Annotated in this window: 17 protein-coding genes; 6 read left to right on the plus strand and 11 right to left on the minus strand. The window is 55.4% G+C overall.

Annotation, left to right across the window (positions count from 1 at the left end; all coding sequences use genetic code 11):
• Window positions 1-8: 8 nt before the first annotated feature.
• Complete coding sequence (locus ACZYUB_RS13760) at window positions 9-233, plus strand: hypothetical protein (protein WP_463948742.1); 225 nt, start codon at window positions 9-11, stop codon at window positions 231-233.
• Between the two features lie 4 nt (window positions 234-237).
• On the opposite strand, the gene ACZYUB_RS13765 is transcribed toward ACZYUB_RS13760, so the two are convergent.
• Window positions 238-2,250, minus strand: coding sequence for an oxidoreductase (locus tag ACZYUB_RS13765; RefSeq protein ID WP_463948744.1), 2,013 nt, complete (start codon window positions 2,248-2,250; stop codon window positions 238-240).
• Window positions 2,251-2,406: 156 nt separating this feature from the next.
• Between ACZYUB_RS13765 and sppA the strand changes: the two genes are divergently transcribed.
• Window positions 2,407-4,248, plus strand: coding sequence for a signal peptide peptidase SppA (gene sppA / locus ACZYUB_RS13770; RefSeq protein ID WP_463948746.1), 1,842 nt, complete (start codon window positions 2,407-2,409; stop codon window positions 4,246-4,248).
• A gap of 108 nt (window positions 4,249-4,356) precedes the next feature.
• Entirely contained in the window at window positions 4,357-5,367 is a 1,011-nt protein-coding gene (ansA, locus tag ACZYUB_RS13775) for an asparaginase (RefSeq protein ID WP_463948748.1), read from the plus strand.
• Window positions 5,368-5,505: 138 nt separating this feature from the next.
• Here the strand turns inward: ansA and ACZYUB_RS13780 are convergent, their stop codons facing one another.
• From ACZYUB_RS13780 to ACZYUB_RS13805, 6 genes are all read right to left on the minus strand, one after another.
• The gene (locus tag ACZYUB_RS13780; protein WP_463948750.1) at window positions 5,506-6,474 is read right to left on the minus strand and encodes a PstS family phosphate ABC transporter substrate-binding protein; all 969 of its coding nucleotides are present in this window, start codon (window positions 6,472-6,474) and stop codon (window positions 5,506-5,508) included.
• Between the two features lie 200 nt (window positions 6,475-6,674).
• Window positions 6,675-7,970, minus strand: coding sequence for a phosphate regulon sensor histidine kinase PhoR (gene phoR / locus ACZYUB_RS13785; protein ID WP_463948751.1), 1,296 nt, complete (start codon window positions 7,968-7,970; stop codon window positions 6,675-6,677).
• A gap of 21 nt (window positions 7,971-7,991) precedes the next feature.
• Window positions 7,992-8,681: a phosphate regulon transcriptional regulator PhoB gene (gene phoB, locus ACZYUB_RS13790; protein WP_460881338.1), complete on the minus strand. Its 690-nt coding sequence runs from the start codon at window positions 8,679-8,681 to the stop codon at window positions 7,992-7,994.
• 146 nt (window positions 8,682-8,827) lie between these two features.
• Entirely contained in the window at window positions 8,828-12,628 is a 3,801-nt protein-coding gene (locus ACZYUB_RS13795; RefSeq protein WP_463948753.1) for an AAA family ATPase, read from the minus strand.
• Window positions 12,625-13,965, minus strand: coding sequence for an exonuclease SbcCD subunit D (locus ACZYUB_RS13800; RefSeq protein ID WP_463948755.1), 1,341 nt, complete (start codon window positions 13,963-13,965; stop codon window positions 12,625-12,627). Before ACZYUB_RS13800 ends, ACZYUB_RS13795 begins: the two co-directional genes overlap by 4 nt.
• Window positions 13,966-14,155: 190 nt before the next feature.
• Window positions 14,156-14,656, minus strand: a complete 501-nt coding sequence (locus ACZYUB_RS13805) for a GNAT family N-acetyltransferase (protein ID WP_463948757.1) — start codon at window positions 14,654-14,656, stop codon at window positions 14,156-14,158.
• Window positions 14,657-14,811: 155 nt separating this feature from the next.
• Between ACZYUB_RS13805 and rdgC the strand changes: the two genes are divergently transcribed.
• The 3 genes from rdgC (at window position 14,812) to ACZYUB_RS13820 (ending at window position 16,451) form a co-directional block, all read left to right on the plus strand.
• Window positions 14,812-15,720, plus strand: a complete 909-nt coding sequence (rdgC, locus tag ACZYUB_RS13810; protein WP_463948759.1) for a recombination-associated protein RdgC — start codon at window positions 14,812-14,814, stop codon at window positions 15,718-15,720.
• 174 nt (window positions 15,721-15,894) lie between these two features.
• Window positions 15,895-16,152, plus strand: coding sequence for a type II toxin-antitoxin system Phd/YefM family antitoxin (locus tag ACZYUB_RS13815; protein WP_463948760.1), 258 nt, complete (start codon window positions 15,895-15,897; stop codon window positions 16,150-16,152).
• The gene (locus tag ACZYUB_RS13820; RefSeq protein WP_463948762.1) at window positions 16,140-16,451 is read left to right on the plus strand and encodes a type II toxin-antitoxin system RelE/ParE family toxin; all 312 of its coding nucleotides are present in this window, start codon (window positions 16,140-16,142) and stop codon (window positions 16,449-16,451) included. The genes ACZYUB_RS13815 and ACZYUB_RS13820 overlap by 13 nt, the downstream gene beginning before the upstream one ends.
• Window positions 16,452-16,595: 144 nt before the next feature.
• Here the strand turns inward: ACZYUB_RS13820 and ACZYUB_RS13825 are convergent, their stop codons facing one another.
• From ACZYUB_RS13825 to ACZYUB_RS13840, 4 genes are all read right to left on the minus strand, one after another.
• Window positions 16,596-16,922 (minus strand): hypothetical protein, encoded by a 327-nt coding sequence (locus ACZYUB_RS13825; protein ID WP_463948763.1) that lies wholly within the window; start codon window positions 16,920-16,922, stop codon window positions 16,596-16,598.
• Window positions 16,923-17,459: 537 nt separating this feature from the next.
• Entirely contained in the window at window positions 17,460-17,807 is a 348-nt protein-coding gene (locus tag ACZYUB_RS13830; protein WP_463948764.1) for a hypothetical protein, read from the minus strand.
• Between the two features lie 65 nt (window positions 17,808-17,872).
• The gene (locus tag ACZYUB_RS13835) at window positions 17,873-18,367 is read right to left on the minus strand and encodes an N-acetyltransferase family protein (RefSeq protein WP_463948765.1); all 495 of its coding nucleotides are present in this window, start codon (window positions 18,365-18,367) and stop codon (window positions 17,873-17,875) included.
• Between the two features lie 66 nt (window positions 18,368-18,433).
• Complete coding sequence (locus tag ACZYUB_RS13840) at window positions 18,434-19,963, minus strand: TerB N-terminal domain-containing protein (protein WP_463948766.1); 1,530 nt, start codon at window positions 19,961-19,963, stop codon at window positions 18,434-18,436.
• Between the last annotated feature and the right edge of the window lie 142 nt (window positions 19,964-20,105).

Below are 20,105 nucleotides of genomic sequence, written 5' to 3' on the forward strand. Positions count from 1 at the left end.
CAGTATCCATGAAAAATAAAACCCAGCAAGCATCGACCGATCCGGCGAAGCAAGCCTCCGCACTCCCGACGCTGGAAAGTGAACGGCGAGCCCGCTTACAACTGCAGCAACTCTTTTCACAGCAACCGGAGTTGTGCCTACAGGTCATCCGCCGTTGGCTGGGAGCCGGCTCATCGCCAAAATCTTCCACCTCGGATCCGCAGATGAACAACCGCCCCCCCCGTCCGCGTTAAGGAATTACAACCGCATCGCCAACTCCAGAGCATCGAGGATGGCCTGTCGAGCATCCAGACCGATCGCGGTTCGCGCACCGCCGATCCGATGTACCGGACGACCGGACAACGCCAGCAAGGTGGCGAGTTCATCGCAAGGCTGCTGGCCTGTGCAGACAATGATCTGATCTGCGGGCAGTATCTTGCGTTCGCCCTTGTGCAAGATATGCAGTCCGGCATCATCCACCTGCAGATATTGCACCTCACTCCATTGGTGTACCCCTGCCCGCCGTAATTGGAGACGCTGGATCCAGCCCGTAGTCTGCCCCAAGCCCTCGCCGAGTTTTCCGGCCTTGCGTTGTAGCAACCACAGGGTATGAGATGAGGCCGGCCATTCCACCGGCAACAAGGCTCCTGGCTCCCGTCCCGAAGTATCAATTCCCCATTGTGCCAACCAGGCTTCTTGGGAGAGATCATGGGGTTGCAGCAGATAATGGGCGACATCAAAGCCGATACCGCCAGCGCCCATGATGGCGACGCGTTTTCCCAGAGTCGGAGCCTCACGCAGCAACTGCTGATAGGTCAATACCTTAGCGTGATCCATGCCCGGAATATCCGGAATGCGCGGGGTAACCCCGGTCGCCACCACGTACTCATCGACCGGTAGACTCAACAGTGCATGGCCGTCCTGAACCTGCCCCAGCACCAGTTTGACCTTCAACTCCTGCAAGCGCCCGGTGAAATAGCGGATCGTCTCGGCAAACTCGGCTTTGCCCGGGATCTGGCAAGCGAGCTGAAACTGGCCCCCCAGCTCGGGTAGCTGTTCATACAGGCTCACTATATGTCCCCGCTCGGCCGCGTAAACGGCAAACGCCATCCCCGCCGGGCCCCCCCCGATCACCGCTATTCGTTTGGCGGTCGAGACCGCAGGCAGCAGCCGGAGGGTTTCATGACACGCTTGGGGATTGACCAGGCAACTGGCGACTTCCCCGATAAAGACTCGATCCAGACAAGCCTGGTTACAGGCGATGCAGGTATTGATCCGGCTGGACTCACCTCGCGCCGCTTTACTGGCAAATTCGGCATCGGCCAGAAATGGACGCGCCAGAGCCACCAGATCAGCCTCCCCGCGCGCCAGAATGGACTCGGCCAGTTCCGGAGAGTTGATCCGGTTACAGGCGATCAGCGGGATGCTGAGTTGGGCACGCAGCAGACCGGTCACCCAGCTGAATCCCGCCTTGGGGACCAGACTGGCGATGGTCGGTACTCGAGATTCATGCCACCCGATCCCGGAATTGATCAGCGTGACACCTGCGGCCTGAACCGCTTGCCCGATCTGTACCACCTCTTCCAGCGTCGCTCCCTGCGCCACCAAATCCAGCATCGACAGACGGTATATCAGGATGAAATCCTCACCCACCGCCAAACGAATGGCCCGGATAATGGCCTCAATCAGCCGCAGCCGATTCGCAAGCTCACCGCCCCATTCATCCTGGCGCTGATTGGTGTGCTGGCATAAAAACTGATTCAGTAAATACCCTTCCGAGCCCATCAGCTCGATACCGTCATAGCCGGCCTCACGCGCCAGACTCGCCGAGTGAGCAAAATCAGCAATGAGCTGCTGTATCTGTCCGCGAGTCAGTTCATGGGGGGTATAGGCGGAAATCGGGGCGCGCAGCGCCGACGGTGCCACACTCAAGGGGTGGTTGGCATACCGCCCGGCGTGGAGCAGTTGCAACACTAGTTTGCCTTGCGCCTCATGAACGGCGCGGGTCAGAACCCGGTGCGGCTTCAGATGCCGGGAGGAGCTGAGCTCTTCGCCATCCAGCTGCAGACGGCCGCGAAAATTGGGGGACGTGCCGCCGGTGATGATCAGCGCCACATCGTGCTCGGCCCGCAGCCGGTAGAAGGCGGCCAGACGCTCGACACCATGAGACTGCGCCAGCAGGCCGGTGTGCATGGCGCCCATCAGCACGCGGTTCTTCAGCTGGGTAAAGCCAAGATCCAACGGAGCAAACAGATGGGGGAAATGAAACATAACGGCTCCGAATTAGATCCAGTAGCCCCATGAGGATAGGTGGCACCGACCATAACCGCAAAACAGCAGGTCTCAATCGTGGTCACGATCGCATCCTTGGTATTTTCCACCCAGGCCGCCATAATGGGGCTCTTACTGTTCCGGAGAAAGATACGAATGGCTACCCTTTTTCGTCCCTTCAAATGGTTGCTACAGACCATCTGGCGGCTGTTGAATTTTACCCGCCAATTGGTGATTAACCTCTTCTTCCTGGCGTTCATCCTGGTGGTCATAGTAGCGTTGAGCCAGGACGAACAAGACAAGTTGCAACTCAAGGAAGGGGCCCTGGTCCTGAATCTGACCGGACAGTTGGTGGAGCAAAGCAGCGTCAGCGACCCTTCCAGCCAACTTCTGAAAAAATGGCTGGCCGGTGATGAAAAACCGGCCGAGACCCTGGTCAGTGATGTGGTCTATGCCATCGAGCAGGCCACGACCGATCCGAAAATCAAAGGCATAGTGCTGCAACTGCAAGATCTGGAGGCCAGCAATCTCAGTAAATTAGCCCCGATCAACCGAGCTCTGGATCACTTCCGCCGCAGTGGTAAACCGGTGATCGCCAGTGGTGACTACTTCGTCCAACATCAGTACCTGTTGGCAGCCCATGCCGATCAGATCTTGCTGGATCCTGCCGGGGCCGTGATGTTGCAGGGACTGGGCCTCTACAACTTCTATTACAAATCGGCGCTGGAAAAATTCAATATCACTCCCCATGTGTTCCGCGTCGGTACCTATAAATCCTTCGTCGAACCCTACACCCGGGATGACATGTCCCCCGAGGCCCGGGAAGCCAATAGCCGCTGGTTGGGACAACTGTGGCAGGCCTATGTCCAGGATGCCGCCACCGCACGCAAAATCGCGGCGGATGCCATCTCCCCCAGCAAGGAGCAGTTGCTCAGTCGCCTGAAAGCCGCCAACGGTAATGCTGCTGAGTATGCACTGGCACAGAAACTGGTCGATAAACTGGCGACCCAGGATGAGCGCACCCAGGTGATCGCCAAGTTTGCCGGTACCGCCGATGATGAAGTTGGCTATCGGCATGTCAGCCTGAACGACTATCTGCGCACTCTGCCAGAACAATACCCGGATCAGGATAAGCCCAAGATCGGCCTGATTGTCGCCGCAGGCGCCATCCAGAATGGCGAGCAGACCCCCGGCAGCATTGGCGGCGAAACCCTGACCCGGCTGCTGCGCGCCGTGGCCAAAGACTCCTCCATCAAGGCACTGGTGTTGCGCATCGATAGTCCTGGCGGTAGCGCCTTTGCCGCCGAGCAGATCCGGGCTGAATTGCAGGCCATCAAGGCTGCAGGCAAACCGGTGGTGGTCTCCATGGGCAGCATGGCGGCTTCCGGAGGCTACTGGATTGCCGCCGATGCCAACCGGATCCTGGCCGAGCCCACTACGCTGACCGGCTCGATTGGCGTGTTTGGCCTCTTCGCCTCCTTCGACAAGGCGCTGGAATATGTGGGCGTGCACACCGATGGCATTGCCACCACAGATTTTGCCGGTATCGACCCCAGTCGGCCCCTGCCGGAGCACGTGAAGCAGGTCATCCAGATGAACGTCGAGAATACCTATCAGCGCTTTATCGAGTTGGTTGCCAAAGGGCGCAAGATGAGCCCGCAGGCGGTCGATAAGATCGCCCAGGGCCGGGTCTGGACCGGCGCCGATGCCAAGGAGCTGGGGCTGGTGGATGAACTGGGCTCCCAACGCGAAGCCTTCGCGGCGGCCGCCAAATTGGCCAAGCTGAAATCCTATCAGATTGAGCGCGTCGAGCCGGAGCTCTCGGCCTCCGAGCAGCTGATGCAACGCCTGTTTACCAAGGCTGCTCATGTTCTTGCACCGGAAGCCCTGCAGCAGCTCAACGCCCTGTTCGGGCAGACTCGTCAGGTGGTGGCCCCGCTGAGCCGACTGGATGACCCCCAAGGACAGTATGTTCTAAGTCCGGTGGTTGCCCCTTAGGCAAGCCCGAGGACGAGTGACGGCCTTCTCAAAACCCCGGAGCATTCCGGGGTTTTGTTTTATCGGCGGCCGCATATAATTCAGCTTTGCTCCCCCTCGGACTCCCCTATGAAAAAGAAAATTTATATCGCCTATACCGGTGGCACCATCGGCATGCAGCGCTCGGAGCAAGGATATATACCGCAGCCCGGTTTCATGGAAGACTGCCTGGCCGGAATGCCGGAGTTTCACCGTGCCGAGATGCCTGCCTACCATATCCATGAATATGCCCCGCTCATCGACTCCTCGGATATGACCCCGGCGGACTGGCAACGGATCGCCGAGGATATTCGCGACCATTACGACGACTATGACGGCTTCGTGGTCCTGCACGGTACCGACACCATGTCGTTTACCGCCTCGGCACTCTCTTTCATGCTAGAAGGATTGGAAAAGCCGGTGATCATCACCGGCTCCCAGATCCCGCTGGCCGAATTACGCTCCGATGGTCAGCAAAACCTGCTCAACGCGCTGTTTCTGGCGGCCAATTACCCAATCCATGAAGTAACCCTGTTCTTCAACAATCAGTTGTTTCGCGGCAACCGCAGCACCAAGGTGCACGCCGACGGCTTCCATGCCTTCGACTCGCCCGATTTTCCGCCCTTGCTGGAGGCCGGTATCCATATTCAACTGGTCGCCGGGCAATTAGGCAAAACCCAGAGTCAGCCGCTGACCTTGCATCCGATCCAGCCCCAGCCCATCGGCGTGGTCACCCTGTATCCGGGGATCTCGTTCGAGGTGATCGGCAACCTGCTGCAACAGCCGGTGAAAGCGCTGATCCTGCTCACTTACGGGGTTGGCAATGCCCCCCAGGATGAGCGGCTGCTGAGTCAATTGCGCACCGCGTCGCAACGGGGTGTCATCATCGTCAATCTGAGCCAGTGCCTGCGCGGCAAGGTCAATATGGGCGGCTATGCCACCGGCAATGCCTTGGCCGAAGCGGGCGTGATTTCCGGTTTCGATATGACCACAGAGGCGACCCTGACCAAGTTGCATTTTTTGCTGAGCCAGGGCTATGACGCCGCCCGGATCCGCGAGCTGATGCAGCAGGATTTACGGGGTGAGCTGAGCGCCGACTAGTCGGCCTCTTCCCACCTTGTCCCCGTAATCCGCACTGATAAAGTCCGTCCAACCAAGTTTTTCGTCGACGGAATAGAAACAACACAGGGAGGCTTTCGCCTCCCTGTGTTGTTGTGTTGCCCCTGCAAGCGCTCGCGCTTATTTGGCCAACAGCTCCAGATCTTTTTTCACCACAGCGGCTGGCAACGGAATGTAACCATCCTTCTCGGCGATTTCCTGACCGGTCTTGGACAGCACCAGCTTCAGGAACTCCAGCTGCATCGGATCCAGCGGCTTGTTCGGCTGCTTGTTCACGTAGATGTACAAGTAGCGGGACAGCGGATAGGTGCCCTTGATGGCATTGTCATGGGTCGGCTCGATAAAGGTCTTGCCACCATCTTTGGACAGGGGCAGAGCGCGTACACCAGAGGTCACATAACCGATACCGGAGTAACCGATACTGTTCAGCGAGGCGGAGACGGACTGAACGACAGAAGCAGAGCCAGGTTGTTCACTGACGGTATTCTTGAAGTCGCCCTTACACAGCGCATGCTCCTTGAAGTAACCGTAGGTGCCGGATACCGAGTTACGACCGAACAGCTGAATGTCCTTGGACTCCCAATCACCGGTCAGGCCCAGATCGCCCCAGGTCACGGTATTGATGGCACCACCGCACTTCAGAGTGCTGGAGAAGGTGGCATCCAGTTGCAGCATGGTCAGACCCTTGATCGGGTTATCCTTGTGCACGAATACGGCCAGGGCATCGATGGCCACCGGGATAGCGGTCGGCTTGTAGCCATAACGCTTTTCAAAGGCTTCGATTTCGCCCTCTTTCATCTTGCGGCTCATCGGGCCGAGCTGAGAGGTACCTTCGGTCAGGGCAGGAGGAGCAGTTGAAGAGCCTGCGGCCTGGATCTGAACGTTGACGTTCGGATAGACACGCTTAAATTCTTCAGCCCACAGCGTCATCATGTTGGCCAGGGTATCGGAACCCACAGAAGAGAGGTTGCCAGAAACACCAGAAACCTTTTCGTAGTCGTGCAGCTCTGCATCAACTGCAGCCCAGCTGTTGGCTGACAGCACAGCGGCAGCAAAACCAATAACACTAACCAGCTTGTTGAATTTCATCCACTTTCTCCACTAGAACGGAATGTCCTTGTTTGACGTGAGCAAGTATTGCCTGCTGACGTGACAAATTTAATAACCTTAGATGACAGTTGTATGACAGACGGGTCGATTTTTAATGAATAAAAAACGGTGGTTTTGCAACCACCGTTGTTGTCTTTATTCCTGCATAAACGGCCATCGAAACCAGCGCTCGCAAGCGCCTATTTGGCAATCAGGCGCGCCGGGATCTCGAAGCTGAAACGACTCCCCTTGCCGAGTTCACTCTTCACTTCCAGGTGGGTGTCATGGTGGCTCAAGGCATGTTTGACAATCGCCAATCCCAGCCCGGCACCGCCGGTCTGCCGCGAGCGGGCCCGATCGACGCGATAGAAGCGCTCGGTCAATTTCCCCAGATGCTCCTTGGCGATCCCCTCACCCTGATCGGTGACTGCAAATTCAGCCCGCCCCCCCTCTTTATGCCACTCCACCAGGATGCGCTTGCCCGGAGGCGTGTACTTGATGGCGTTATTGACCAGATTGGTCAGCGCGCTACGCAACTGCTCACCATCACCATGAATGCGCAAGTTCTTGTCGACGCGGAACTCGAACTGGTGCGCCGCCTCGCCACTCAAGGCACGAGCCTCCTGCTCCAGCAGACTGAGCATGGCGGGCACATCGACCACCCGGTTGAGATCGATATCGGCCGCCGCCTCGATACGGGAGAGCACGAGCAACTGGTTCACTAGCGTATCCATGCGCAGGGTCTGCTCCAGCATTACCCGGTGCATCTTGCCCCACATCGCCGCCGAGGGCGCGTCTTCCACCATTTCCAGATAGCCCTTGAGCACCGTCAACGGCGTGCGCAACTCGTGGGACACATTGGCCACGAAGTTCTTGCGCATGGCATCCAGACTCTTGAGGTGGGTGATATCCCGCACCACCATCATGGACTGATCCTCGGTATAGGGCATGATCCGGAACTCCAGGATCCGCTCTTCGTTGACCGGGGATGGCATCTCGAGAGGGTCATTGAACTCCTTGCCCTTGAGATAGGCGACAAAGCTCGGGCTGCGGATCAGGTTGCTGATGTTCTGCCCGGCATCTTCCGGCCAGCGAAATCCCAGCAGTTGGCCCGCCAGCCGATTACACCAGACGATGCTGCCATCATTCCGGCACACCACGGCCGCATCGGGCAGCGCTTCAGCTCCCTCGCGAAAGCGACGGATCACGCTGGCCAGTTCACGACGGCGCGTGCGATGGCGCTGCTGCAGCCGGTAGATACCGTTGAAGATATATTCCCAGGTTCCCGGGCCCTGGGGCGGCACCAGACTGCGATCCTTCCACAACCAGTCGGCCAATTTTTTCTGATAGTAATAGAGCCAAATCAGGTGCAAGACGGTGGCGGTGAGCAAGCTATAAGCCCACTGCCCCGAGATGAACCCCAACAACACAAATGGGGGGTAGATGACATACAGACTCTTTCTGATGAGTCGGCCCCAGGAATAGGGTTCCAGCATGGTATTCCTTAAGTGACAGATTTACAGACGAGTGGAGAAACGATATCCGGATCCCCGCACCGTTTGAATCAACACATCATGGCCAGAGTCGGCAATCGCCTTGCGCAGGCGTCGAATATGCACATCGACGGTTCTGTCTTCGACGTACACATTGGTACCCCAGACATTATTCAGCAACTGCTCCCGGCTGTAGACCCGCTCGGGATGAGTCATGAAAAAGTGTAGCAAGCGGAACTCGGTTGGTCCCATATCCAGCGCCTGTTCATTCGCCGTGACCCGGTGCGAGACCGGATCCAGCTTCAGCCCCTGGACATCGATCACCTCCTCGGTGGAGGTCGGCATGGCCCGGCGGATCACCGCTTTGAGCCGCGCCGTCAGCTCCTTGGGAGAAAAGGGTTTGGTGATGTAATCATCGGCACCGGCTTCTAAGCCGCGCACCTTGTCCTCTTCCTCGCCCCGGGCCGTCAGCATGATAATCGGGATCTGGCGGGTCAGCTCGTCCTGCTTCATCTGCTTGATAAACTGGATCCCGCTGCCGCCTGGCAACATCCAGTCCAGCAGGATCAGATCCGGAAAGGGATCCACCACCTTGGCCAGCCCCTGCTCGAAATCAGCGGCTTCAATGGGTTCAAACCCCTTTTGCTCCAGCACAAAGCACAACATTTCCCGGATCGGGGTTTCGTCTTCGACAACCAATACTCTTCTTGACATGGTGTTAGCCTTTTAAGTGACGCTCCTTGTTTTCGCTAGCGGCATTATTAGAACTTTTCATGACACTTTTATGATCATCGCCGCCAATACGCGAATTCTTTGTCACATTCAGTCATTTAGGCCGAGCATTCCCGCGAAGTCGAGGGTTACCCCGGTAACAGCACCCGACTCTCGCCCCCACCCAGCGCCTCGATGCGGATCTGCACCCCAATCCGCTCCATCAGCGTCTGCACATGGGAGATGACGCCAATCTGCCGCCCGCTGGATTGCAGCGAATCGAGACAGGCCAGCGCGGTGTCCAGACTCTCCGGATCCAGAGTCCCGAAGCCTTCATCGATAAACAGCGACTCCACCTGGGTCTCCTTGCTCGACAAGGAGGCGAGCCCCAAGGCCAGGGCCAGTGACACCAGGAAGCTCTCACCACCGGAGAGCGACTCCACGCCGCGGATCTCGTCGCCCATATCCAGATCGATGGCCTGCAGCGCCAGATCGGTTCCCGGAACCCGCTGCAACTGGTAACGGGGGGCCAGTTCATTGAGATGTTCGTTGGCCACCAGCAACAGTCGCTCCAGAGTCAGACTCTGGGCAAAGGTGCGGAACTTGGCGCCGGATGCCGAGCCGATAAGCTCGGCCAGACCACCCCAGCGATCGGTTTCGAGCTGTTGTTTGGCAATCTGTGCGGCGATCTGTTGATGCTTTTGTTGTGCCTCATCGGCCTGCAGTAGCTGCCGCCGCCATTCAAAAACGTCGGCCTCCAGCAGTTGATGCTGCTGTTGCACCGACGCCAGCCAACCGGGCGAAGTGCCATTCGGATTCAAAGCACCTTCCGCTCCTTGCAGACCTTCCGGCCTCTGCGCAGCAACCGGCAAGGCCAACAGCGCCTGCCGGGTCCGCTCTTGTTGCAGCTGCAGGGCCTGCTCGCGCTCGGCCAGCCGGGTTTGCGCCTGCTGACGGGCTTCCTCGCACTGCTTGAGACGCTGCCGCTCTTCACGGATCCACTCCACCGGAAAGCTTAGCAAGCGCTGCAGCTCATACTCGGGGATCCCTAACTGCTGCTCGTGACGCAACCAGCCACGCAATGCCTCCCGGCGCTGGGCTGTGACCTGCTGCTGGCGCTGGCGCAGACTCTCCAGCATGGCTCCGGCGCTGGCTTTTTGTTCACTGCTCTGCTGGCGCTGGCGCTGGGCCTGGCTCACCGCCTCCCGCAACTGCTCCAGCTTGAGTTGCCACTCGGCCTCGACCTCGCTGACGGCGCGGCCACTCAGGCACTGCTCCCGTCGCAGGCGCAGATCCCGGCGCTGCTGCTGCAGCTGGTTCAGATCCCGCTCCAGCAGTTGTAATTGCTGAGTTCCGGCCTCCAGTTGCGCACTCAAGGCGGCCAGCTCCGGCTGTGCCTGTTGCTGGCTCTGCTCCAGACGCTGCCACTGCTCTTCATACTGCAGGTAGTGCTGGCACTCCTGCTGCCATAGCAGGATCGCCTGCTCGGCATCGGCCTGCTCCAACCAGCCCCGCCACTCCGATTGCCCCAGCTGTTCATCCAGACTCTGCTCGTTGAGCAGCAGACGTTCCCCCAGATGGGTTAATTGCTGCTCCAGCCCCTGGCGCAGGGTTTGCAGCTCGGTTTGCTGGCGCAACAAGTCCTGCAGATGACGCTCGGCGGCCAGCGCTTGCTGCTGCAGTTGCTCCACCTGCTGACGCAAGAGCTGCTGCTGGGCCTGGATCTGCCGGCGATGCTCCCAGGACTCGCGCTGCAATTGCCAACGCTGCTGACTCTCCTGCTGCAGTTGCGCCAGCACCGCCACCAGGGTCAGCCAATCGGCATGCAGATCCGGCCAGGGCGGGAGAATGCCTTCGCATCCCTCGCGCAGCGCTTCCCAACGCAGGGCCATCTGCTCGAGTTGGGCCGCGGTTTGCGCCAGCAGTTGCAGTTGGCGTTGCTCCTGCTCACCCAGTTGCTGACGCTGCACCTGGCATTGGGTCAGCGCCTGCTGCCGTTGCTCGACATGTTGTTGCAAGAATTGTTGCTGGGCCATCAGGCGCAACAGCACGCTATCGGATTGCGGTTGCTGATGGGCCCAGGGATGACTGGTCGAGCCGCACAGCGGGCAGGACTCGCCGTCGATCAGATGCTCCCGGTAATCCTGCAGGCTCTGGCTGGCATGGGCCTGCTGCAGTTCATGGGCGGACAGCGCCAGTTGCTCGCGCAAGCGGCTCAACTCCGGCTGCAACTCCTGCTCCAGGGTAGCCAGCTCCTGGCGACGCAGCGCCAGATGGCTGGCCAGCAATTTCTGCTCCTGGTAATAGCGGGTCACCTGTCCGGCCTGCTCGGCCAGCTCGCGCAGGTGGCGCGAGCGCTCCATCAACCGCTGGGCCTGATGCAAACTCAGTTGCGCCTCTTCCAGCTCCGTCATCGGATGCTCGGCCTCCAGCTGCTGCAGTTGTTCACTGCGCAGCTGATGCTGCGCCTGGGCCTCGCTCCAGGCCAGCTCCAGCCGGGTGTGCAGTTGCTGCTTATCTTCCTGCAGCCGCACCAGCTCGCGTAGCTCCAGACGCCACTGCTGCTGACGTCGCCGATCGTGCAGGGTTTCCCGCAGCACATTGAATAGCGGCTGCCATTTGTGTGCCACCCGGCCTGTGCCCTGATGACGCTCCAGCCACTGGGTGAGCTCGGTGAGCTGACGCACCCGCTCCTGCTGCCGCAACTGCCCGGCCTCCAGGGTCAGCCGCACTCCGGTCAGCTGGCGTTGCCGCTCCTGCTGCTGGGGCTCCAGCTCGCGCCACTGCCGCTCTTTTTCCTGCAGCAGGCCATCGAGCTCGCGAGCCTCGTTGACCTCGCTCTGGCGCAGGCGGATCTCGCTCTCCAGCTGCACCAGCTTCTGTTGCTGGAACGCCAACTGCTGGCTCCAATGCTGATCGGCGCCACTGGCCTCTTCCATGCGCTGTTGCAGCTGGGTCATTTCCGCTTCAATGCTACCGAGCTCGAGCAGGGTCCGCGCCAGCTCATCAAACAGCGGTCGCGCCACCTGGGCCTTCTCGATCTGGGCCAGTTGCAGTCGGGCCTCGTGGGTGCCCTGCCACTGCTGCTCTTGCTCGGTCAACGCCTGGCGGGCATCGTGCAGATGGCGCGCCAGCTCATGCTCCTGCTGCTGCAACGCCTCGTGCTGGCGCCACTGCTCCAGCCACAGTTTGAGTTGTGCCAACTGCTGCAAGCCTGCCGCCAGTTGCCCCTGCAGTGCCGCCCGGGACTCGGCATCCAGGGGGGCGGCTCCTTCGAGCTGGCTCTGCAATAATTCGAGCTTCTGCCGCTCCTGCTTGCCGCGCTCGAAGGCAGCCACCGAGAGATCGGAGTAGAGCTCGGTGCCGGTCATGCGCTCCAGCAGGGCCGAGCGTTCATCCACGCTGGCCTTCAAGAAGGCGGCAAACTCGCCCTGGGGCAAGATCACCGCGCGGCGGAACTGCTCCCAGTTCAGACCCACCTTCTGATCGATCACCTCCTGCACATCGCGCTTGGTGCCGGCGTGGAGCTGCTGGCTGGAGAGGCACTCCAGGGAGCGCTCCTGCTTCTGATACTTGCCATCCACCCGATTGCGCGCGCGCCGCACCTGCCAGCGCGCCCGCCAGTGCAGGCCATCGGTGCCGACAAAATCGACTTCGGCAAAACCGCTGGATTTACCGCGGCTGAGGATATGCCGCACATCGTTGGCCTTGAGCCGATCCGCCTCATCTTCGCGACCAATCTCGGCCTGGTTTTTGCGGTTGGCGACAAAGCGCGCCATCTGGTCATACAGCGCCAGACAGATGGCATCCAGCAGGGTGCTCTTGCCCGCGCCGGTATTGCCGGTGATGGCAAACAGGCCGCTGTGCCCCAGCACGCCCTGGGTAAAATCGATGTCGAACGGCCGGGTCAGACTGGCCAGATTCTCGCCCCGTAATGCCAGAATTTTCATGATGACGACTCCTGGTATTCGTTCAGCAACTCGGCAAACGCACTCTGCAATTCAGCCGCCGGCGGCGTGGCGTAGACCCGCTGATGGCACAAGGCAAACACCTGCTCGGGAGTGAGCTCATCGAGCTGTTGCCGCGCCAGACGATCCGCCATCGCCTCCCCCTGCCCCGCATAGTGGGTGGTGATCCGCGCCAAGCGCACCGGCTGATCGGCCAGCGCCGCCAAAATCCGCTCCCGCAACCGTGGCTCCGGCTTCTCCAGCTTGACCCGGACCTCCAAAAACGGCCGCTGCTCGGGCGGACACGGCGCCCACGGCTGCGCCTGCAAGTGGGCCTCGACCTCGGCCAGCGGCAGCGGCTCGGGGGGCAAGCGCAGCATGGGCACCACCCGCGGTACCGGATGGCGCTGGGCCAGCGCCACGCCTGTGGGGCCAACCTCCAGCTCCAGCACCTGATGGTTATAGTGGCTTTCGGCCAAGGAGAGCGGCATGGGCGAGCCGCTGTAGTGCACGAGCGGATTTCCGCTGGCCGGAGTCAGGGCCTGGGCCAGATGCAGATGGCCGAGCGCCACATAATCCGCGCCCTGGAAGATATCCAGCGGCAAGGCGTGCTGGTTACCGCCAAGCACCTTGCGCTCGGAGAGCAAAGAAAGCTCGCCGCGGCTCAGATAGGCATGGCCCAGTGCCACAATCGGCTGCCCGGGGCTGCGCCGTGCCTCGATGGCAGCGATGACCTGGCGATAGATGGCGCGCACACCGGCAATCAAACGATCTTCCTCAGGATGGCTGGACGCATCCAAGCTGTCCGCGTCCGTGCTGTCCGCATCCGAGCTATTCGCATCCGGGCTGCCCGCGTCCGCATTACGCTCATCCACCAGCCCATCCTCAAGCCGCAAGTCGGCACTGCGCAGATAGGGCACAGCCGCACACCAGGCCTGAATAGCCCCGCTGCGGTCTTTGAGCGGCACGATCAGCCGCTCCAGCTCCAGTGCGCCCCGGGCATCCCGGGAGATGGCACCGATGAGATGCAGCTCGAAGGCCTTGAGTAGCTCGTGGGGTGCATCCAGCTTGGAGGGGGAATCATGATTGCCGCCGATGGCGATCACATTCAGGTGCGGCACCCGCTCGCGCAGGCGGGCCAGGAAGCGGTAGAAGAGTTGCCAACTGGCCGCGGCCGGATTGGCGGTATCGAAAATATCCCCGGCAATCAACAGGCCGTCGATGCTGCGCTCCAGGATCAGATCCGTCAGCCAGTCGAGAAAACAGCCCTGTTCATAGCTTCGATCGTGGCCATGCAGATGATGGCCGAGATGCCAGTCTGCGGTGTGTAACAGTCGCATAGAGAATCCGTTATGAGAGAGAAAGGCCGCTTGAGAAGTGGCAACCACAAAAATGCCGGTCTCACACCCGGCATTCGTTACAAGATGGCGTTTCCGCCTGCGGTTATCAAGGCTTGACTCGCGAGCGGTTTCGAATAGTCGCTCCCCCACGACAAGCTGTGCTTCCCTGTCGATAGGCATCAGCGGGGATCTATGGAGCAGGCTTGCGATATTCCATCCGATATTCGTCACAGGCGTTCAGGGGATCCCGAGATTCGCGGACGATGCGAAAGCCGTGTTGCTGATAAAAGCGGATGGCATCGCCATTGGGCACGCAGACATTGAGAAACAGATAGTCGTGATATTGCTGCCCCAACTCCAGCAGCAGACTGCCCATGCCCTGATTCTGATGCTCCGGCAACAGATAGAGCGCAAGTAACTCATCCTCCTGGATGGCCATGAAGCCGACCACCCCGGTGTGGGTCGGCAGCGGTATCGGGCCCTTGATGGAGGCCAGATCCTCGTGCTCATCGCTGCTGCGGGCCACCACCCAGATATCGGCGCTTTGTTGCAAGCGCTGACGCAGTGCCTCCTGTCGCGGCCACCAGACAGCCGCTGGCAGGTAATCATGGGCGTGCAGGGTAGCCTGCAGCCAGATTTCCAGCAGTTGCGGCATATCTTCAGCAACGCAGCGACGGATCAACATGGTCATTCTCCTCTTCCTCCATCGAGTGTAAGAGGCCCATAGTCGACGCGAGGCGAGACTCCCGGAGGCTGTGAGCAAGCTCCGCTTTTTTCCGGCAAAATGCCGTCAGGGTCACAACTCTGGTAGACTGACGCCATTTTTCGCCGTTCACCGAGGTCCGCATGTGGTTTAAGAACCTGCAAATCTATCGTTTCACCCGTCCGTTCGAGCTGGATGCCGACCAGCTGGAAACCATGCTGGAAACCGTTGCCTTCACTCCGTGCGGTAGTCAGGACATGAGCAAATTCGGCTGGGTCAGCCCACTGGGCAAGCAGGCCCAGGCGCTGGTGCACGAGGCCGCAGGTCAGTTGCTGCTCTGCGCCCGCAAGGAAGAGAAGATGCTGCCCTCCACCGTGGTCAAGGATGCGCTGCAAGAGAAAGTCGAGGCCCTGGAAGCCGAGCAGGGCCGCGCCCTGAAGAAGAAGGAGAAGGAAGGACTCAAAGACGAGATCCTGATGAACCTGCTGCCCCGCGCCTTCACCCGCCACAGCCAGACCTCGGTGTGGATCAATCCGGCCGATGGCTATCTGGTGGTCGATGCGGGCTCTGCGAAGAAGGCCGATGACGTGCTGGCGCTGCTGCGCAAGTGCATTGGCTCCCTGCCGGTGATCCCGGTGGCGCTCAAGACCCCGCCGGAGATCACCATGACCGAATGGCTCAACGAATCGGCCACCCCTGCCGGTTTCGAGCTGGAAGATGAAGTCGAGCTGCGCAGCGCCCTGGAGCATGGCGGCATCATCCGCGCCAAGCAGCAGGATCTGTTGAGCGAAGAGATGAAGGCCCACCTGCTGGCCGACAAGCTGGTGACCAAGCTGGCCCTCAACTGGTCCGATAGCCTGAGCTTCCTGCTGGGTGATGATCTCTCCATCAAGCGGGTGAAATTCAGTGAAGAGCTGAAAGAGCAGAACGACGATGTGCTCTCCGAAGACAAAGCCGCCCGTCTGGACGCCGACTTCGCGCTGATGACCGGCGAATTCTCGCGCTTTATCCCCGAACTTATCGCCGCCTTAGGCGGAGAAAACCGCGACTAAACCTCGGGCGTATTCTCGTGTCACCCCATTCGCCGGGAGCCTAGCTCCCGGCGAAGTTTTTGGTGGTGAGATGATGAAAGTTATCGGCCCAATAAGTGGCCATTCAATGCGGTTATTTCGCCGCTCGGCAGCAAGTGCTACTATAGTGACACATTGCCCCCATAGGAGCCTGAGATGCGAGTTGAACTAGTGACCTCACTGAAACGGCAAGCGACTAAAATTCTGGCCGATTTGCATGAAAACAAAGAGCCCATCTTGATCACCGAGCATGGTCTCCCTTCCGCTTATCTAATTGATGTGGCGGACTATGAGCTGATGCAATTGCGGATGCAGATCCTGGAAGGCCTTGCCAAAGGTGAAACGGATATTCGAGAAGGAAGAACCTGTTCCCAGTCTGACACCAAAGAGAAAATGCAAAAATGGCTGAAGTGATCTGGACTGAACATGCGCTCGCCGATCTGAATCAAATTGCCGAATATATCGCGGTCAGCAACTTACCCGCCGCTAAAAATTTGGTGGCTGCAATTTTTACTTCGGCTGAACGCCTAGCCGTGCACCCAGAGTCTGAACGGAAACCACCGGAAATTGAGCATCTGTATTATCGGGAACTGATCCAGAATCCATGCCGTATATTTTACAAATATGAAAACGACAAGGTATTCATCATCTATATCATGCGACAAGAACGAGAACTCAGGCAGTTTATTTTAAACGAGCGAGCCACGGGTTAAATATTACAACACCAACTCCATAAACTGCCAAATAAATAACCAAGTAACTCTTATTATTCTGAGATTGATGGGGTTCTCTATATGTTTACTTCCGACCTGAAAGACTAGGTGAAACTAATTTAAGTTAATTTCACCTAGACGTAATCAGAACAGTCTGACCTTATGGAATGCGTCCATGCAGCCCTTGTTTTTGTCATCAAGGTAAGAGGAGAAATCCCCTGCAGGGTCAGATAGATAATAGCCATCTACATCTTTTAATATCTTGAAGATCTGAACACCACAGTATTGATTAGTCCATGAATAACGCACTTCGTAATCGCTCCCATCTTCAAATTGGAAATCAAATGGAATACCGCAGCGGTGAGTTTCTATGCCTATCATATTACTCCCATCAAATAAGCCATGAACAGGCTTGCTGGCATCGACATAAATTTCAGTAGCGGCACCTTGATTATCTCTTAATAATGGCATGCCTAGTCTTTTTGTAGAGGTAAATAGCTGAATCCCATCACTAATGCGTAACCACTCGGTCTCCTCTCCCGAACAACCTTCGCCTTGGTATGTTCTTAACACAGTGGTTTGACCATTTGTTGCAAATCTGACTCGAGCCCGAGGCCCGGATGTTGGTTCTTGATAGTGCGTAGTACTGCACCCAGTTATAAGCATTACAGCAGCAGCTATCAGATAACGTACGCGCATATGATCCCTTTATTTTATGAATTATTCATTTTTAATAAACCCGCATGGCTTTGCACCATGCAGAAGCGGTACGGAGAATAATTACTCAGACATGACTCTAGCAATCAGCTTTGATTGATTTTGAGATAGCCATCAAGATGAATCTATAGTCAATCAACACCTACGCAACATGCGATTTTGTGTATCGATCTGCTTAACCAATAACTCGCATAGATAATAATGGGAAGATATGGCACGCATACTGTGCGCGTGTCATTACGCTTGACCAATTACACTGACGAACCCAATCGGGTCATGCCGGATAGATATTTATGGTGCCCGATAATATGCATAAGAAAATGAAGCTATCATTATTACATATAAAATAGGTATTGTTTTTTTAAGCAAGAGAACATCCGCAACAAGTTGATCTAATTTGCTATCATTTAATGCCTTTAGATCCCCGTTTTTCATCACCCTCAAAAACCTGCGGCCTGATAATATGCCATTGTTCCATATGAGATGTGGGCTACCTAGCTCAGTCCATACTTTAACGTGCTCTCTTTTTAAATGATTTTGTACAGAAACAATTTTCGAAAGATAAATCAACGTGAGAACACCTATAACAATAAAACAAAGAGTCGACACCATAAACAAAAACAGGGGTAATTTGTACATAGATTATCCATTGTTGACGTTATTTTTTGTTGAACAATATTTGCTTATCACTTTTACAATTAAGACTAATTGCTTTCAAGGGTCGCAGTGGTGATTAATGAATCAAATTGTTGCTCTACCAGTCGATATCCAAGCCATTCAGATTTTGCCGTTGCCCCAAGGGCTTCGTAAAATTCAATAGCAGGTTTATTCCAATCCAACACACTCCATTCAAATCGGCCACAGTTATTGTTTTTTGCTATATTGGCTAATTCACGGAAAAGAGCTTTGCCAGCACCAAGGCCTCTTGCTGTTGGTGTTACATAAAGATCTTCCAAATACAGCCCGCTCTTACCTTGCCAAGTGGAATAGTTGAAAAAATACACGGCAAAGCCAATAGGCAGATCATTGTATTCACAGATCAGCGCATAAGTTGATACTTTTAAACCAAAAAATGAATTTTTTATATCATCAACTGTTGCAGTTACTTCATGTTCCGCTTTTTCGTAACGAGCAAGTTCAATTACAAATTTTAATATTGTTTCTGCATCTTCTATTTTTGCTTCTCTGATGGTTATCATGATTTAAATGCACTCTCAAAAAAAATAACAATTTATTAATGGCTGTGGGTGCTGTGTAATACATAGTTACAACGAGCTCATCTTTTTCTGCAACTTTTCTTTCCTTTTCTTATATTCTTCAGCTTCGTGCTTAAATGAAATAGCAATATTGCATATCTCAACAGCTTGTTCATATTTCTTTTGTTTTTCAAAAATTATTGCCAAGCGACCAAACGCAGGAATTCGACCAATAAAACCGGTGGCTCTTATTTCAATTTCTTGTTGATGGGTAAACTCATTACCCAGAACTCCTGCTCGTCGCCTCTCTATGTTTATCTCTTTTTGAATATACTGCTCCTCCATTTCATGAAGGCTTTCAATGTCTCTTTGGCAATAATCAATACAGAGGGACAAGTATCTATCATCGAGACCTCTATATTTATAATAAAAATCTTGAATGCTAATGTAGATGAAATGTCGTTGCACAAGATCATCCCCTGACTCACAAAGCGCATCTAGCAGCTCTTGTTCTTCTTTTAAGTTAAAAACAGGCAGGTTTTTTGTTTTCTTTTCTGCTTTCACTTCTTCAAGTTTACCCATCCGTCTCATTTCAGCGATCTCTTGCTTAACCGATATATGCGCTGACCTTAAAATGGAATTAAAGGTATCCTTTAGCTTTAGATTGGATACCATAAGCGGGACTGGAAATTTTTTATCTCGAATTGAGCTATTGGCGAAAACAGGTGTATCTTGGGTTGTTAACGTTGAAATTTCCGAACTTGAAAGAATGTTAGATAAAAGCACAGTATTGTTGCCATATTTTTCTATAATTAAATTCGATACAGCAGCTTGAAAAACACCCGGATATTTCTTGATATAATTAATGTTGGTAAACTCAAATGATCTAGCCATTCGCATTATATCATTTGCCCCTAATGGGATTCCAAAACTAAAATAGCAGAGCAAAAACAAGTTATCAGAAAATAAATACTCATATGACTTATCTAGAGACCTGACAAACTCAAGCGCAATTTCACCTTTCTGGCGAAGCATGCTAGTTAGAACTAATGCATTAGCAGAATATGATTGAAAGGATTTATTTGAATGGACATCTCTGAGTTTAAGAATAACCTTGTATGCTCTTTCATAATCACCGATAAGAAGGTGTCTTTCTAGCCCGTAATACAATATAAAAACAAAACCAATATCAATGTGTTCGTCATATGGATTATTGAGAAACGAAATGTAAACACCTTTTTGCTCTGGAGTTAATCCGCAGTATGTTGGAAAATAAGGAGGTCTTTCGATTGAATATATATCATTTGGAATGGTTATTTTTTGACTGGCATAAATTAAGCTCGGTTCTTCATCTCCGGTCATGCGAACTGTGAACGTTAATCCACCCAGATTAAAACTATCCTTAGCGACATTCTCATTAACATAATTTTTATTAGGCCCATCAGCAAACCATATCAACCCAGCAAGATCGTTATGTATACGAATCTCAGGCTTTTGACGAACAACAATCTCTGTTGCTTTGTTTTTAATTGGCGCGTCTGTTTTTTCAACCTGCGATTCAGCAGGCTTATTCTTCCGGAAAAAATCGAATATGCCCATATTTAACCTTAATCACTCATGATGTTCATGAGATTGGTTTCAAGTGTGTTGCGATAAAAGCAGATAGCCATTTTGTAGTAATTAGCCCTATTTATTGCCGACTTTCTAGTTGGTTAATACATGCGTGCGATTACGCTTCGCT

This window comes from Pseudaeromonas sp. HNCC25DJ182 (assembly GCF_055413365.1).